Source organism: Streptomyces lancefieldiae (assembly GCF_031845825.1).
Taxonomy (GTDB): domain Bacteria; phylum Actinomycetota; class Actinomycetes; order Streptomycetales; family Streptomycetaceae; genus Streptomyces; species Streptomyces lancefieldiae.
Window position 1 is genome coordinate 1 of record NZ_JAVRFH010000033.1, and the last position, 15961, is coordinate 15961.

Annotated in this window: 15 protein-coding genes and 1 rRNA gene; 6 read left to right on the forward strand and 10 right to left on the reverse strand. The window is 70.0% G+C overall.

Annotated features, from left to right (window positions below; all coding sequences use genetic code 11):
• Positions 1–3 precede the first annotated feature (3 nt).
• A 5S ribosomal RNA gene (rrf, locus tag RM812_RS27045) occupies positions 4–120 on the forward strand.
• A gap of 82 nt (positions 121–202) precedes the next feature.
• On the opposite strand, the gene RM812_RS27050 is transcribed toward rrf, so the two are convergent.
• Both RM812_RS27050 and RM812_RS27055 read right to left on the reverse strand, forming a co-directional pair.
• Positions 203–868 carry a response regulator transcription factor gene (locus tag RM812_RS27050; protein WP_311577304.1) on the reverse strand — a complete coding sequence of 222 codons (666 nt, stop codon included), beginning with the start codon at positions 866–868 and terminating at the stop codon, positions 203–205.
• Positions 865–2133 (reverse strand): sensor histidine kinase, encoded by a 1269-nt coding sequence (locus RM812_RS27055; protein ID WP_311577307.1) that lies wholly within the window; start codon positions 2131–2133, stop codon positions 865–867. The genes RM812_RS27050 and RM812_RS27055 overlap by 4 nt, the downstream gene beginning before the upstream one ends.
• A gap of 94 nt (positions 2134–2227) precedes the next feature.
• On the opposite strand from RM812_RS27055, the gene RM812_RS27060 reads away from it, so the two are divergent.
• Complete coding sequence (locus RM812_RS27060) at positions 2228–2791, forward strand: GNAT family N-acetyltransferase (protein WP_311577310.1); 564 nt, start codon at positions 2228–2230, stop codon at positions 2789–2791.
• Between the two features lie 39 nt (positions 2792–2830).
• Here RM812_RS27060 and RM812_RS27065 read toward each other — a convergent pair whose 3' ends face one another.
• The 8 genes from RM812_RS27065 to RM812_RS27100 form a co-directional block, all read right to left on the reverse strand.
• Positions 2831–4333 (reverse strand): type IV secretory system conjugative DNA transfer family protein, encoded by a 1503-nt coding sequence (locus RM812_RS27065; RefSeq protein ID WP_311577313.1) that lies wholly within the window; start codon positions 4331–4333, stop codon positions 2831–2833.
• A 23-nt stretch (positions 4334–4356) separates the two neighbouring features.
• Positions 4357–5769 carry an ATP-binding protein gene (locus RM812_RS27070; RefSeq protein WP_311577316.1) on the reverse strand — a complete coding sequence of 471 codons (1413 nt, stop codon included), beginning with the start codon at positions 5767–5769 and terminating at the stop codon, positions 4357–4359.
• A gap of 12 nt (positions 5770–5781) precedes the next feature.
• On the reverse strand, positions 5782–7341 hold the full coding sequence (locus RM812_RS27075; protein ID WP_311577319.1) for an SCO6880 family protein: 1560 nt from the start codon (positions 7339–7341) through the stop codon (positions 5782–5784).
• On the reverse strand, positions 7338–8690 hold the full coding sequence (locus tag RM812_RS27080; protein ID WP_311577322.1) for a hypothetical protein: 1353 nt from the start codon (positions 8688–8690) through the stop codon (positions 7338–7340). The genes RM812_RS27075 and RM812_RS27080 overlap by 4 nt, the downstream gene beginning before the upstream one ends.
• Entirely contained in the window at positions 8680–9495 is an 816-nt protein-coding gene (locus RM812_RS27085) for a hypothetical protein (protein WP_311577327.1), read from the reverse strand. The genes RM812_RS27080 and RM812_RS27085 overlap by 11 nt, the downstream gene beginning before the upstream one ends.
• Positions 9496–9661: 166 nt before the next feature.
• Positions 9662–9970: a hypothetical protein gene (locus RM812_RS27090; protein ID WP_190204669.1), complete on the reverse strand. Its 309-nt coding sequence runs from the start codon at positions 9968–9970 to the stop codon at positions 9662–9664.
• 218 nt (positions 9971–10188) lie between these two features.
• Entirely contained in the window at positions 10189–10587 is a 399-nt protein-coding gene (locus tag RM812_RS27095) for a DUF397 domain-containing protein (protein ID WP_311577334.1), read from the reverse strand.
• An 11-nt stretch (positions 10588–10598) separates the two neighbouring features.
• Positions 10599–11444, reverse strand: a complete 846-nt coding sequence (locus RM812_RS27100) for a helix-turn-helix domain-containing protein (protein WP_311577337.1) — start codon at positions 11442–11444, stop codon at positions 10599–10601.
• 198 nt (positions 11445–11642) lie between these two features.
• Between RM812_RS27100 and RM812_RS27105 the strand changes: the two genes are divergently transcribed.
• The 4 genes from RM812_RS27105 to RM812_RS27120 all read left to right on the forward strand — a co-directional run bounded on the left by RM812_RS27105 (position 11643) and on the right by RM812_RS27120 (position 15766).
• Positions 11643–12068 (forward strand): ATP-binding protein, encoded by a 426-nt coding sequence (locus RM812_RS27105; RefSeq protein WP_311577340.1) that lies wholly within the window; start codon positions 11643–11645, stop codon positions 12066–12068.
• A gap of 210 nt (positions 12069–12278) precedes the next feature.
• On the forward strand, positions 12279–12884 hold the full coding sequence (locus tag RM812_RS27110; RefSeq protein ID WP_311577344.1) for a Uma2 family endonuclease: 606 nt from the start codon (positions 12279–12281) through the stop codon (positions 12882–12884).
• A gap of 86 nt (positions 12885–12970) precedes the next feature.
• Positions 12971–14695 carry a serine/threonine-protein kinase gene (locus RM812_RS27115; RefSeq protein ID WP_311577347.1) on the forward strand — a complete coding sequence of 575 codons (1725 nt, stop codon included), beginning with the start codon at positions 12971–12973 and terminating at the stop codon, positions 14693–14695.
• Between the two features lie 66 nt (positions 14696–14761).
• Positions 14762–15766: a C40 family peptidase gene (locus tag RM812_RS27120; RefSeq protein ID WP_311577350.1), complete on the forward strand. Its 1005-nt coding sequence runs from the start codon at positions 14762–14764 to the stop codon at positions 15764–15766.
• Positions 15767–15961 lie beyond the last annotated feature (195 nt).

Genomic DNA, 15961 nt, shown 5'->3' on the forward strand with positions numbered 1-15961 from the left:
TGTTTCGGTGGTCATAGCGTAGGGGAAACGCCCGGTTACATTCCGAACCCGGAAGCTAAGCCTTACAGCGCCGATGGTACTGCAGGGGGGACCCTGTGGGAGAGTAGGACGCCGCCGAACAATTATTGATAAGGGAAACCCCGCACCGTTCCGGTGCGGGGTTTTCTGCGTTTGTCCGGGCGGCTTCCCGCCCTGTTCTGCATCAGGACGGCTTCACCAGTTTCGTGTCGTACGCCAGGATCACCGCCTGGACGCGGTCCCGTGATCCCGTTTTGGCCAGGATGCGGCCGACGTGGGTCTTCACCGTCGACTCGGCGAGGTGGAGGCGTTCCGCTATCTCCGTGTTGGTCCAGCCCTGGCCCATGACCTTGAGGATCTCGCTCTCCCGGTCGGTGAGCGCGGCCAGGCGGGGATCGGGGACGTCCGCGGGCTCGGGGCCGGCCGGCAGGTGGTGGACGTACGTGTCGAGCAGGCGGCGGGTGAGGCTCGGGGCCACCACGGCGTCACCGCTCGCCACCGCCCTGATGCCGGAGAGGAGTTCCTCCGGCTGGGCGTCCTTGACCAGGAAGCCCGAGGCACCCGCGCGCAGACCCGCGTAGGCGTATTCGTCGAGGTCGAAGGTCGTGAGGATGAGGACCCGGGTGCGGGCGCCCTCCGCGACGATGCGGCGGGTCGCCTCGATGCCGTCCAGGCCGGGCATGCGGACGTCCATGAGGACGACGTCGGGGTGGAGGTCGGCCGTCATACGGGCGGCCTCGGCGCCGTTGGCGGCCTCACCGACGACCGTCATGTCGTCCTGGCTCTCCAGGAGCATCCGGAAGCCGAAGCGCTGCAGCGGCTGGTCGTCGGCGATGAGGACGGTGGTCACTGCGGGGATTCCTCCGGTAGGTGCAGGTGGACGCGCCAGCCCTGTTCCGGGCGGGGACGTGGGCCGGCCTCAAGTGTGCCGCCGTACAGGGACGTTCGCTCGCGCATGCCGGGCAGGCCGCGGCCGCGGCCGTCGGACAGGGCGGGGACCGGGGAGCCGCGGCCCGTGTCGGTGACCGTGAGGGCGACGGCGCCGCCGACCTCGTAGGAGAGGTCGATGTGGGCGGTGGCGTCGGGGCCGGCGTGTTTGAGGGTGTTGGTGAGGGCTTCCTGGATGACGCGGTAGACCGTGAGCTGGCGCCCCTCCGGGAGGGTGGCCCGGCCCCGGACGGTCGTGCGGACGGGGAGGCCGGCCCTGCGGACGCCGTCGAGGAGCTGGTCGAGGTCGGTGAGGGCGGGCTGCGGGGCCAGTTCGGCCGCCTGGGCGCCGTCCCGCTCCTCGTCGCGCAGGACGTCGAGCAGGCGGCGCAGTTCGCCCAGGGCCTGGCGGCTGGTGGTGGCGATGGCGTCCAGGGCCTGGGACGCGCGCTCGGGGGACTTGGCGGCGGCGTAGCGGCCACCGTCGGCGAGGCCGGTGATGACGGAGAGGTTGTGGCCGATGATGTCGTGCATCTCGCGGGCTATGCGGGCGCGTTCGGCGGCGGCGGCCAGCCGGAGCTGCTGGTCGCGCTCGGTCTCCAGACGGCGGGCGCGGTCCTCCAGGGCCTCCGTGTAGTTGCGTCGGGTGCGGACGGTGATGCCGATGAGGGCCGCGACGCCGATGGAGAGGAGCTGCGAGCCGACCTGCTGGTTCCAGGAGCCCGCGCTGTCCCCGTAGCGGGCCACCGCGACGCAGGTCGGGGTGGTGACCAGAGCCACCGCCCACCAGAGGTTGCGCAGGGGCAGGCGCAGGGCGACGTGGTGGACGAGGAGCAGTTGGAGCAGCGCCGCTTGGAGGGCGGGGCCCGACCAGGCGTTCACCAGGGCCGCCGGCATCGTGAGGAGGAGGGCCGCCTGAGGGTGGCTGCGGCGCCAGAGGAGCGGGACGGAGAGGGCGAGACTGAGGGCGACGACGAGGCCGGCGGGGACGTCGGGGTCGTGGGCGACGTTGCGCCAGCCGCCGGAGGCGTCGATCAGGGCGGCCAGCACCCAGAAGCCGGTGAGGTGCAGGTCCCACACGAGCGGTCGGCGTCGGTCGAAGGCGCGGACGCGTCGGTTGACGCGCTGGACGTACTCGGTGAGGGGTTCCGCCGCGCGCTCTTCGGGGACGGGGTTCACGGGCTCCATCCGACCATGGTCGGGGTTCCGGACGCGGAGGGCGTCCGTCCGGGGGGCGTATATCAGGTGAGGGACGTAGTACCCGGGTATTACGGTGACCCGCATGAGTGCCTCGGTCCCCGGTGACTACGTGATCCGCTCCATACGCGCCGACGAGTGGCCCGCCGTGAAGGGGCTGAGGCTGCGTGCGCTGCGGGACCCGCTCGCCCACCTGGCCTTCCTGGAGACGTACGACGACGCCGCGGCCCGGCCGGACTCGTTCTGGCAGGAGCGGGCCGCCAGGGGGGCCGCGGACGCGTCCGGGGTGCGGCAGATCATCGCGGAGGGGCCGGGCGGCCTCTGGCTCGGCACGCTGACCGTGCTGGTGGAGGAGGCGGGGGCGACGGACTGGGCCGGGTTCCCCGTCGAGCGGCGGCAGGGGCACGTGGTCGGCGTGTACGTGCGGCCCGAGTGGCGGGGGAGCGGGCTGACCAAGGCGCTGTTCGACGCCGGGCTGGAGTGGGCCTGGGCGAGCGGCCTGGAGCGGGTGCGGCTCATCGTGCACCCGGAGAACGGGCGCGCGCAGGGCGCCTACCGGAAGGCGGGGTTCGTGCCGAGCGGCCGGACGGTGCCGCTGGCGGGCGGGAAGCCCGGCGAGGTCGAGCTGGAGTTCGTGGTCGAACGCTGACACGTCACTGGCACGTCGTCACTGGCACGCCGTCAGCGGCTACGGGCGCTGCACCGGGAGCTCGTCGTGCGGCCAGCGGGCCCGGCCCTGTTCGCGGGACCGGAGCAGGGCCAGGGTCGGCATGCCCCGGTCCGCGCCCGTGGCCAGCAGCTCCGGGAGCTGGGGGAGGGGAGCGACGGCCGCGACGTCGTCCAGGACGAGCGTCATTGGTGGGTCGAGGCGACCGGAGGATGACCGTTCGGCCATGCGCCGGCCGCGCTCGACCACGCTGGAGACGAGCGCCGTCAGCAGCGGCATCGCGCCCGGGCTCGTACGGGGGTCCTCAATGGATTCACCCACCACGTAAAGGGTTCCCTGTTCGTCGACGAAGGAATCCAAGGCGAGGGCATCAATTCGGTTGGGAGTGCACGCCTCGCGGATGTTGACCATCGAGAGGGCGGCCAGGGCCCGGGTGGTCAGCTGCTGGGCCATGTCCCGCCGTTCGGGGTGGGCGGTGAGGGCCCCCTCGAGTTCGCCCGCGGCACCGGGTGCGGCCTTGGGGTTCGTACGGAGGATGCGTACGGCGTCCTGGATCTGGGTGCCCTGCGACCAGCGGTGGATGTGGCGGACGGTGCGGCCGTCGATGGCCGCGGCGTGGAGGTAGCTGCGCAGGAGCAGCTCGGCGGTGTCGCCGACCGCCTGGTCGAGTCGGGCGGTGGGGCGTACCGGCGCGAGGAGGGCGGCCGCTCTCGACGTGGCGGTCGGTCTGTCCTCGCAGCCGGTGGTGGGGGACCAGTGGAGGCGGGCCGGTGTGTCGCAGAGGTGGGCGGGGTCGTAGAGCAGGACCGGTCCGAGTTTGGACCGGGCGTCCTTGGTCTCCTGCCAGAGGGTGGGATTCGACGTGACGACGAGGGCGGCGCCTTCGGCGGCGCGCAGGGCGTGGGCCGCGGCGGAGTGGCGGGTGTCCGGCGGGCCGTAGTGCACCGCGCCTTCGGGGCGGTTCGTCTCCCACTCACCCGCCCGATCGCCGTCGGCCGCGGCGGCCGGGGGCTCTTCTTCCGCGCGCGTCTCGTGTTGCGGCACCCTCGGTGTCGGCACCTCGTGCACCTGCGTCGGCTGCGGGGTCGGGGCCGGTTCCCGCGTCGGCCGCGGGGTCGGCTCCGGTCCCCGTGCGTCCGCCGCCGCTGCCTTCCCGCGCCGTCGCTGCCGTACCGCCCGCCAGCGGGCCACCGTGCCCATCACGAACACGGCCAGCACCACCAGCACCATCAGCTGGCCGATGAACAGGCCCCAGAAGAGGCCGTACCCGGAGAGCGCGGCGTCGGGGGTGTCCGGCCAGGCGCCGGGGATGTCGTGGGGTTCGGCGATCAGGTGGCGCATGGCCGGGGGGGTGCCGGTGAAGGTGACGCCGGTGGGCCAGGCGCCGTGCGCGAACAGGCCGGCGAGGCCGGTCGCCGTCCACACCAGCAGGGTCATGCCGAGGAGGAAGGCCAGGATGCCGATCAGCAGGCCGTCCGGGATGCCGCCCCCCTGGCCGTCCCGCCGCTGGTCGTCCGGTCTCATCCGTTCCGTCCCTCCCCCTCCGCCTACGCCACCGTCGATTCGGACGCGTCGCCGAGGTGCTGCTCCATGAAGGCCGCGGCCCGTTCCTCCGCCTCCAGTTCGGCGGCGCGCAGGGCGTCGTCGTTGAAGTCGGCGGAGGACTCGGTCATCGCGCGGTCGGTGAAGACCAGGGGGCGTTCGGTCTCGGTGATCAGGTGTTTGACCACCTGCACGTTGCCGTTGACGTCCCACACCGCGATGCCGGGAGTGAGGGTGGGGATGATCTCCACGGCCCAGCGGGGGAGCCCCAGTACGCGGCCCGTGGACCGCGCCTCGTCCGCCTTCTGGGCGTAGATCGTCCGGGTCGAGGCCATCTTCAGGATGGCCGCGGCCTCCCGCGCCGCCGCCCCGTCCACGACGTCCGACAGGTGGTGCACCACCGCCACGAAGGACAGGCCCAGCCGGCGCCCGAACTTCAGCAGCCGCTGGAACAGCTGCGCCACGAACGGGCTGTTGATGATGTGCCAGGCCTCCTCGACCAGGAAGATGCGCTTCTTCCGGTCGGGCCGGATCCAGGTGTGCTCCAGCCACACCCCCACGATGGCCATGAGGATGGGCATGGCGATGGAGTTGCGGTCGATGTGGGAGAGGTCGAAGACGATGAGGGGGGCGTCGAGGTCGATGCCGACCGTCGTCGGGCCGTCGAACATGCCGCGCAGGTCACCGTCGACGAGACGGTCCAGGACCAGCGCCACGTCCAGGCCCCATGCCCGTACGTCGTCTATGGCGACGTTCATCGCCTCGGCCGACTCCGGCTCGGGGTGGCGGAGCTGCTCGACGATGTCGGTCAGGACCGGCTGGCGCTCGACGATGGTCTCGTTGACGTAGGCGTGCGCGACCTTGAGCGCGAAACCGGAGCGCTCGTCGAGGCCGTGCCCCATCGCGACCTCGATGATCGTGCGGAGCAGGGCCAGCTGCCCGGTCGTGGTGATCGCCGGGTCCAGGGGGTTAAGCCGGATGCCGTGGTCCAGGGCTGCCATCGGGTCCAGCCGGATGGGAGTTATCCCCAGCTCCTGGGCGATCAGGTTCCACTCGCCGACGCCGTCCTCGCCCTGGGCGTCCAGGACGACGACCTGGCGGTCCTTGAAGCGGAGCTGGCGCAGGACGTACGTCTTCTCCAGCGCCGACTTGCCGTTGCCGGACTCGCCGAGGACCAGCCAGTGCGGGGCGGGGAGCTGCTGGCCGTAGAGCTGGAAGGGGTCGTAGATGTACCCCTTGCCGGAGTAGACCTCGCGGCCGATGATCACGCCGGAGTCGCCGAGGCCGGGCGCGGCGGTCGGCAGGTAGACGGCCTGCGCCTGGCCGGTCGAGGTGCGGACGGGGAGGCGGGTCGTCTCCACCTTCCCGAACAGGAAGGACGTGAAGGCTTCGGTGAGGACGGACAGCGGGTCCCGCATCAGGCTCAGCCCCTACCTTCGGATGCCGGTGGCGAACGGAAGCGTGTTCACGAAGGCGCGATGGTGCTCGCGGTCGCACCACTCCAGTTTCAGGTACGACTTTCCGGCCGAGGCCCTGATCGTCCGCTTGTCGCGGGCGAGCGCCTCGGGGGTGCGGGAGGAGACGGTGATGTAGCCGACCAGGTTGACGCCGGCCGCGCCGCTGGCGAGGTCCTCGCCGCGCTGGTCGAGCCGGGAGTGGGCGGCGAGGTCGCGGGGGTCGACGGTCCGGTTCATCTTGGCGGCGCGGGACGCCTCGGCCTCGTCGTTCGTCTTCTCGGTCAGCATGCGTTCGATGGCCACCTCGGTGGGTTCGAGGTCCATCGTCACGGCGACCGTCCGGATGACGTCCGGGGTGTGGACGAGCAGCGGCGCGAGGAAGTTCACGCCGACCGGGGTCATCGGCCACTCCTTGATCCAGGCGGTGGCGTGGCACCAGGGGGCGCGGGTGGAGGACTCGCGGGTCTTGGCCTGGAGGTAGGTGGGCTCCATGGCGTCCAGCTCGGCCGGCCAGGCGTTGCGCTTGGTCATCGCCTGGAGGTGGTCGATCGGGTGGTCCGGGTCGTACATGGAGTGGACGAGCGAGGCGAGCCGGCCCTGGCCGAGCGGCTGCCGGACGCGGATGTCGGCCTCCTGGAGGCGGGAGCAGATGTCGGTCAGCTCCCGCGCCATGACGATGGCCAGCCCCGCGTCCCGGTCCGTCCTGCGCCCGTTCTTCGGCCGGGAGGCCCGGGCCATGGCGTTGGCCTCGGCGGCCAGTTCGCGGGTGTAGTGCATGCAGGCGACGAGGTAGGCGCGGTGCTGCTCGCTGCTGGTGGACACCATCGACTGGAGCTGGTCGTACGACTGCTGCAGCCACGGCAGCGCCCTGTCGTCGCCGCGCTGGGCGACGTCCTTGGCGTGCGCGTCGGGGTCGGCCGGGAGGGTGCGGGCGAGCATCTGGATGCGGGTGACGAAGCCGTCGCCGTTGGCCACGTGCTTGAGCAGGGTGCCGAAGCGGTCGACGAGGGCTTCCTGGTCCTCGGAGTCGCGCAGGCCCACGCCGGGGCCCTCGATCTCGATCGCGGCCGTCACCGTCTTGCGGTCGGCGTGCAGGAGTACGGCGATCTCGTCCGGCCCGAAGGGCGCGGCCAGCCAGGTGATGCGGCCGATGCCGGGCGGCGGGCCGATCTCGACCTCCCGGCCGTCGAGCCGGGTGCCGGCCTCGATGGCGCCGGAGCGGTAGGTGGTGCCGTTGCGCAGCGTCCGCTTGTAGCTGCGGTTGATCTCGAACCACTTGTAGAACGTCCGGTGCTTGTACGGCACGTAGACGGCGGCCAGCGCGAGCATGGGGAAGCCGACGAGCAGCATGATGCGCAGGGACAGGACGGGGACGAGGAGCCCGCACATCATGCCGAGGAACGCGCCCACGACGATCAGCGCGATCTCACCGGTCTCGCGGTTGCGGCCGACGATCGCGTTCGGCCGGGCGCGGCCGATCAGATACGTACGGCGGGGCGTGACCGGATGGGACACGTGGGACTCGGTCGTCAACGCCCGTCACCTCCTGTGCTGTTGCTACCGCGATTGGTGCGGCTGTTGCTGGCGTGGGGCGTGTTCACCGGGCTGCCGGAGCGCGGTGCGGGTGCGGCGGAAGGGATATTTCCGCCGCCGTTCGAGGGGCGCGAGCTGTGCGCGGCGACTCCGCCGGAGGCGGGGTTCGAGGGGCGGGCCGCGGCGGAGGAGCCCGCCTGGCCGCCGCCTCCGCCGTCGCCGTTGTGGCGGGTGCTGTGGGTTCTGATGCCCTGGGCGACCAGGTTCGCCGGGGAGCTGATCACGGCCGCGGCCTTGCCCTCGGCGCCCTGCATGATGCGGTTGTTGCGGCCGTTCGCGATCTCGTCGCCGAAGCCGGGGACGAAGCGGTAGATCATCGCCGAGGCGAAGATCGCGAGCAGGATGATGGCGAGGCCGGAGACGACGGCCGAGAAGGCGTCCGGTCCGTCGTCGGTGGACAGCGCGCCGGCGAGACCGAGCACGATGACGATGACGGGCTTCACCAGGATCACCGCGATCATGATGCCCGCCCAGCGGCGGACGTGCCCCCACAGGTTCTTGTCGACCAGCCCGGCGTAGACGACGGTGCCGAGCAGGGCGCCGACGTAGAGCAGGGCGGCGCGGATGACGAGCTCCAGCCACAGGACGCCGGCGGCGAGGATCGACACCAGGGAGACGACGATCAGCATGATCGGCCCGCCGCCGATGCCCTCGCCCTTCTCCAGGGCGCCGGAGAACGTGCCGAAGAACGTGTCCGTCTGGTTGCCGGTGGTCTTCGCGAGGACGTCGGTGACGCCGTCGGTCGCGGAGACGACCGTGTAGAGGATCAGCGGCGTGAACGCCGACGCCAGGACGGTGAGCCACAGGAACCCGATGGCCTCGGAGAGCGCGGTGGCGAGGGGGACGCCGCGCACGGCGCGCTTGGCCACCGCGAGGAGCCACAGGACGAGCGTCAGGACCGTCGACGCCGCGAAGACGACGGCGTACTGCTGGAGGAACTTCGGGTTCGTGAAGTCGACGTTGGCGGTGTCCTGCACGGCGGCACTGAGCTTGTCGACGGTCCAGGACGCGGCGTCGGCGCAGCCCTTGGCGAGGGAGGAGAGGGGGTCGAGGGTGGAGGGGACACCGTCGGGGGTGCTGCCACCTCCACCTCTGGTGGTGCCGCCGCCTTCGCCGCGTTCGCAGTAGTCCTTGGCGGGGCCGCGGATGAGGTCGCAGGGATCCTCGGTGTCGGTCGGCGTGGGTGTGGGCGTGGGTGCGGCGAAGGCACGGGTGGCCAGCAACACCATGGCGGCCTGCACCACGACAACGGCGGTCGTGGCCTTGAGGAGGCGGTGACTAGCGCGCATACGTGAATCCTCCGTACTCCTCGACGGCCTTCGTCATGTCGTCGGCGGTGGAGGCCCTTTGATCGCGCCCGACCGGCACTGGTCCGTCCTTCTGCTGGAAGTCGGTGACCTTCCAGTCGTCATTGGTCCACGTCAGTTGGTACGTGGTGGTGTACCAACTCTCGGTCACCGGGTTGGTGGACGTGCCACCGGAAAGACCGAAGAGGGACGTGTACCAAACCTCAACGGTGGCCTTCTCCAAGCTGGACGCGGTCACTTTCGTGCCTACCGGAATTACCCGCGAGACAAAGGTCTGACCGGTTGGTGCCTTGCCGTTCTTGTCGAGGCCGATGTTCGCCAGGAACTTCTGGCTCGAGTACGCGCCGTCCAGGTCTGCCTGCCGGGAAGCGGCGACATCGGGCGCGTAGACGGTGTTGACAATCTCGTGCCGTCTGGCCTTGTCGAACATGTCGGACGAGCCCAGAGCCACCGCATAGTTCGCCGCCGCGCTCTGCGCCCCCTGCTCGTCGTGGGCGAAGCCCGACTGGACCGGCTGCTTGCCGGTGGGTGCCGTCGCCGACGTCTTCGGCTTGTCGGCGGCGGTGTCGTCCGAGGATGAGGAATCGTCTCCTCCACGGTTCGCGAAGGCGATCGCGGCGATCAGGAGGACGACGACGCCGACCACGGTGACCAGGCTCCGCGAGGACGAGCGACCGCCGCGCCGGGGACCGCCGAAACCGTCGCCGCCCCCGTCGGGCAACCGCGTCCGCGTCTGGCCCGTGCCGCCGTAACCGCCGGAGGACTGGTGATCGTCTCCGAGACTCATGCCGCGTACGCCCCCTCGACGTCGTACCTGCCGTACGAGTACGACGGTAGCCGTGCTGGTTCCCGCGCGGGCGCGGTGTTATGACTCGACATCAGGGAAACGCAACCTCAGCCAGGTTGGCACGACGGGCGGGTGGGGTGGAGGGGACGGACGGATACGCGTTGGGCTACACGGCCATTCCGTACACGATGGTGAAGAGCGTGCCGAGCGAGCCGATGATGAACACGCCCGTCAGGCCCGCGATGATGAGGCCCTTGCCCTGCTCCGCGCTGAACGTGTCGCGGAGCGCGGTGGCACCGATGCGCTGCTTGGCCGCACCCCAGATGGCGATGCCGAGACAGAGCAGGATGGCTACGGCCATGACGACCTGGACCATCGTCTTCGCCTCGGTCCCCAGCGCACCGAAGGGGCCCCAGTCCGGAGCGATCCCGCCGATGATGGTGTTGATGTCTCCCTTGTCGGCCGCAAAGAGCATGTAAGTCACCGCCCCTGTTGGGTAGTTCCGCGCCCTCTGCGGACGTGCAGAGGTCAAGCCTCATTGTCGCCGACAACGGCGCCGTCGCATGTCGACTTGGCGTCATTGATTGGCGGGTTTCGTACGAACAGCTTGCCACCGGTCCGCTCCGACCCCTAGGAGGGCGGTGCGAACCGGTGTGTAAAGAGTCATATGGTCACTCTGTGTATCACGACATGTTACGTCGAGCAATGAGGCTGGGGTGCGATCTGCCCTGTGGTTGCCTCGTCGGGCTCTTCCGCGAAGTGATCGAACTCGCCCGCCTTCACGCCGAGCACGAAGGCTTCCCACTTCTGACGGTCCGTCGTGACGACGGCCCCCGGGGTGTCGGTGCCGTGGATACGGACGGGTGCGTCGGCGTCAGCCCCGTGAGCGAAGGTGACCTGGATGGGTTCCGGCCGGGTGCTCGACTTCAGCGCGGCGAGCAGGGCGCCGAAGGCGGTCGGGGTGGCGGTGAGTATGGAGCGGGTGGGGTCGCTGCTCTCGGTGAGATGGACACCGGTGGGGGTCGCGGCGACGTGGAGGCAGGAATCCCCCTCGCCGCAGTAGGAGGACTTCTGCCAGGTGCTCTCGCTCATGTGCGTTCCCTTCACAGGCCTTGGGCGATGTTGTGGATGAGGTCACGTGACTCCGCCGGGGGAAGAGCTTTGGCCTCGGTGCGGTCCAGCAGGACGCGGTACTTGGCCAGCTGCGCTTCGGCGTCGAGGAAGACGGGTCCGTGGGACTGATCGAGGTGGACTGTGTCCAGTTGCTGCACTGGGCCGGTCGAGTAGAAGATCGACTGGCCTGATCCCGGGAAGCCTCCGGCGGCGAAGGGGATCACTCTGATCGTCACGTGGTCTCGCTCGCTCATGTGGAGCAGGTGGCGCAACTGTGCCCGCGCTATCGCCCGGCCCCCGAACTGCATCCGCAGGGCGGCCTCGTGCACCAGGGCCAGGTAGGGGGTCGGAGGATCGCGGAAGAGCACGGTCTGGCGCTTGATGCGGAACGAGACGCGATGCTCGATGTCCGGTGGCGAGAGGTCGGGCACGACTTGGCGAAAGGTCTCGCGGGCGTGGTCCGTGGTCTGGAGCAGGCCGGGGATGTACACTGTGATGGCCGTGCGCAAGGCAACCGCGTGGTGTTCGACCTCGGCGAGATCGAGCAGTGAACTGGGAAAAATCTCCCTGTACTCCTCCCACCAGCCGCGTTTGCGTTCGGTGGTCATGGCGCTGAGTGCGTCGATGAGAGCCTGGTCGGAACAGGCGTAGTGGCAGGCGAGTGTGTGGATGCGCTCGGCGCTCACTCCCATGCGGCCGGCCTCGGTGTTGCTGATCTGGTTCTGCTTCACGCCGAGCAGTTGACCGGCCTGAGTGGAGGTCAGTCCCGCCCGCTCACGCAGTTTTCGCAGCTCCGCCCCGAGTCGCAGCTGCCGCCCCGTCGGGTTCGTCCTCACGGGCTTGCCGCCTCCTTGGCGCTACGGTCACCCACACGGGTGGAAGCTAAGCCAGATGCCGGGGTTTGGATAACTACTTATCCGGCCACCGCTACCTTACGAGTGGCGCCCCGCCCAGAAGCGCACCGGTCGACGGTCCGGCAGGCCACTGGGCGACCGAGCAGGCTGTCCAACGTCCTTCAACGACCGGAGGCTTCCATGGCCACCGTAAACCCGTCCTGGGGCTACACCCTCCATCTTCCGCACGATCCACGCGCACCGGGGATCGCCCGTACAACCCTCCGCGCGACCCTGGCCGCGCACGGGCTCGCGGAGCTGACGCCCACCGCCGAGCTGGTGGCCGCCGAACTCCTGGCCAACGCCCACCTCCACACCGCCGGGCCCTACGCCCTCCGCATCCTGTCGCGCGAACCGGGCCGGTTGCGGGTGGGCGTGTGGGACAGCGACTGGAGGGTGCCGCCCGGCTTCCGGGAGGGCGAACCCGGTGCCGTACCCCCTGAGGACGCCGAGAGCGGCCGGGGGCTGCACCTGGTGCGGGCCTGTGCGGTCGCCGTCGGGGTCTCCGTCCTCCGGGAGCACGGCGCGTCGAAGGGCGGGAAGCTGCTGTGGGCCGAGTGCCACTGAAGGGAGGGGCGTCTCATGGCGACGCTTGATCAGCCGCTGAACAAAGCGGCTCGGGCCCGGGCCCGTGCGCATGTGGAGCGCGGCGTGGAGGCGGGCACGGAACCCGCACAGTACGGTGGGCTCGGTGCCGAGCGGGGTGCCGGACCTCCCACCGAACCCGCCGGCGTGGTCGAAGGGACCGACGAGGCAGAGGGGCGGAGGCGACGAGCCATGTCCGGGTCAGCGAAGGACCGACCCCGTCCGCGTCCCGGTTACCTGCGTGGCCTCGCCGAGAGGATCGAGGACGCGACGGGTCTGCGGGCGCAGATCGTGGGAGGGAAGCTCGTGATGTCACCGACCCCGCGTGGGAAGCACGCGGGAGTGATCAGGCGCCTGCGCAGGCACCTGGAGACGGCAGGCCTCCCCGACGGACTGGATGCCTACGAGGTGTCGTCCATCGCGCTGCCCGACGATCCGGAGGACTACGTGACGCCCGATCTGGTCGTGCTGCCCACCGAGTGGGAGGACGACGACGCCTGGCTGGCCGACTCGCAGGACGCCGCGCTCGCCATCGAGGTCATTTCCGCATCCGAAAAGGCAAGAGGGATCAGGGACAAGGCCGACTGGTACGCAGTCGCCCGTGTCCCCGTGCTCCTCGTCATCGACCCCCGGAAGGGCGGGTGGGCCCTGCACAGCCGACCTGTCAACGGCGCTTATCAGGACGTGCGGCCGGGCAAATTCGGGGAGGCTGTGCGGCTGCCGGCGCCGCTGGCCGGAGAGATCACCACCGACGATCTCCCGATGTACGGCGCCAAGGAGGCGACCGGCTGCGACTGAGGGGGTGTCATAGACGCGTCGTAAAGGGGATGTTGCTGCCCTGCGGCCCCCTGCGCCTGGCTGGTCTCTGTGGCAAGGTCTGGTACGTGGAGGCACTCAAGGCTCAGGATCCCGCGCACATAGGCGCGTACACGCTGCTCGCCCGGCTCGGTGCCGGCGGCATGGGGCAGGTCTACCTCGGGCGCTCACCGGGTGGCCGGCTGGTCGCGCTCAAGGTGATCCGCGACGAGATCGTGGACCGTCCGGAGGCGCTGGCGCGGTTTCGGCGCGAGGTGGAGACCGTGCGTGCGGTACGGAGCGCGTACACGGCGAATCTGATCGATGCCTCACTGGAGGCCGCGCCCTACTGGCTGGCGACCGAGTATGTGGCGGGACCGACGCTGAGCCTGAGCGTGGAGGGACGGGGGCCGCTGCCCGCGGAGACGTGCCGAGGTGTACTCGCGGCGCTCGCCGAGGGGCTCGCGGCGGTGCACGCGCAGGGCGTGACGCATCGGGACCTCAAGCCGCAGAACGTGATCCTGGCCGGGCAGGGGCCGCAGCTCATCGACTTCGGCATCGCACGTGGAGTCGGGCAGACCGCCCTCACGGAGGCGGGTTACGCGCCCGGTACGCCCGGTTACATCGCGCCCGAGACGCTGGTGCGCAACGACGCCGGTCCGGCCGCGGACGTCTTCGCGCTCGGGGCGACTCTCGCGTACGCCGCGACCGGGCGCCCGCCGTTCGGCACCGGTGACCCGTCGGGTGTGCATTATCGCGCCGTCCACGAACCCATCGACGTGGGTGGTGTGGAGCCGGAGCTGGCAGCCCTCATCAACCAGTGTGTGGCCAAGGATCCGGCTGAACGGCCCACGCCCGGCCAAGTCGTGGAGCGCTGCGGAGTGCGGTCCGCGCTGGTCGAGGACACCCATTACGCGAGTCTGCTGACCCTCGCGGAAGCGGTGCCACGTGGTCCCGGGCCCGGGGCCGCAGGAGCCACTCCGTTGGGGCAGGCGGCTCCCTTGGGAGTGCACGACCTCCCGACTCGAGCACCGGGTCCCGCTCATCCGGGATACACGCCCACCCAAGTCGTCACCGGCACGGCGGCACGGCGCCGGGGGCGCTCCTGGCTGATCGCTGTGGCCACTGGACTCGCCATCGGTGTCGGTACGGCCGCGGTGATGCTGGCGCTGCCCGACGGCAAGGAAGGGGGGAGTGCCAAGGGTGGCCAAGAGGAGACCGGAGCCGCCCGCCCGGCCGCCACGTCCTCCACGCCGACGGACCCAGCCGGTGGAGGGGGTGAGGCTGACGCGCCGATGTACGTCGAGTCACAGAGGCTGGTGCGCGACATGTGGCTCGGCGACACCCAGCAGTGCAACCTGCCTGCGGAGGAGCGCAACGAGTACCTCCAGTACGGGATTGTTCCGGCGGACGGAGGTGAGTCGTACTCGTCCGGTCCGGTGAAGATCTCCGTCCGCCTCAAGTACGCCGACCCCGAACCAGGCGAGAGGTACTACCTCTCGGTCGCCATGAAGCCGCCGTACTTCGTCGACCCGGAGACCGGAGAGGCGCTGCACAACGCGGCTCAGGGCAACGTGTCGCTGGGCTTCACCAGCCGACCCATCGACATGTACGAGGTCTACAAGAAGCCGGACAGCAACGGCACGATCACGCTGACCTACCCGGACGACTTCGACGAGTACGTGCAAGGGAAGAAGTACCAGGACGCGGTTCCCGTTGCCACGACACCCGGGGACTGGACGGTCCTGTTCCTCCACGTCAGAGAGAACAGTGAGTTCGCGTCCATAGCGTGCGACGGCTTCAAGGCGGAGTAAGCCGATGGGGGCCGACATGGCCGAAAATGGCCTCTGAACAGCGTTGCCGTGGGGGAGTGTTGGAGCATGCGCAAAGTGTGGGTCGCTGCCGGAGCAGCTCTTGCGGCTGGGCTTGGCTTCGTCATGCTGCTCGTCGTAGGGGTCTACGTCGTCGCCGGGGATCTCGCAGGGGGAGCGAGCGGAGGCGGCGCCAAGACGCTCGCCAAGGGGACCGTTCCTGCCGCGTACCAGCAGCTCGTGCAGACGTGGGGCAACAAGTGCAAGGCAATCAATCCGGCGCTTCTCGCCGCGCAGATCTATCAAGAGAGCAAATGGCGCACGGACGCCGTCAGCCACGCGGATGCCCGCGGCATCGCTCAGTTCATTCCGACGACCTGGGCGGCGTACGGCATTGACGGGGACGGCGACGGCGATCGCGACGTGTGGGACCCCAAGGACGCGATCCCCTCGGCAGCGTCCTACGACTGCCACCTCGCCAACTACGTGAAGGACGTCCCCGGCGACGTCACCAACAACATGCTGGCCGCCTACAACTCCGGGCCGTACCGGGTCATCGACGCCGGTGGGATTCCGGCGCTGACCGAGACGCGGAACTACGTACGGAACATCCGTGCCCTGGAGAAGAGCTTCGCCGCGCCGACGACTCGGGTCGATCCGACCGAGCAGGCCGCGGGGGCCATCGCCTACGCGCAGAAGAAGCTCGGGACGCCCTATCTGTGGGGCGGGAACGGGACGGCCGACCAGGGTGGGCGGTTCGACTGTTCGGGGTTGACCAAGGCGGCGTACGAGAGCGTGGGGATCGAGCTGCCGCGGGTCGCGAACGACCAGTACAACGCGGGGCCGCATCCCGCCCGGGACGAGTTGCTCCCCGGTGACCTGGTGTTCTTCTCGGACGACCTCACCAACTCGCGGGCCATCCGGCATGTGGGCATTTACGTGGGTGGCGGGTACATGATCGACGCGCCGCGGACGGGCGCTGTGATCCGGTTCGACCCGATCGACACCCCCGATTACTTCGGGGCCACCCGGGTCACCGAGGATGGCGCGAAAGCGCTGCCCACCACGGTGTGACCGCCACGGTGGGAACACAGCGTGAAATCATGCCCTGAGCTGCGGCGATGTGAACCACGGCGTGTCTCTCTTCGATAACGTCTGCGTGATCATTCGGTGGAGCGTGGAACGTATCAACGGGGGCCGTGCGTTCCTGTTGACGAGTAGGTGTGCGGGGACCAGGCGGAGCCGGCGGATCTACGACCACGGGGGTGG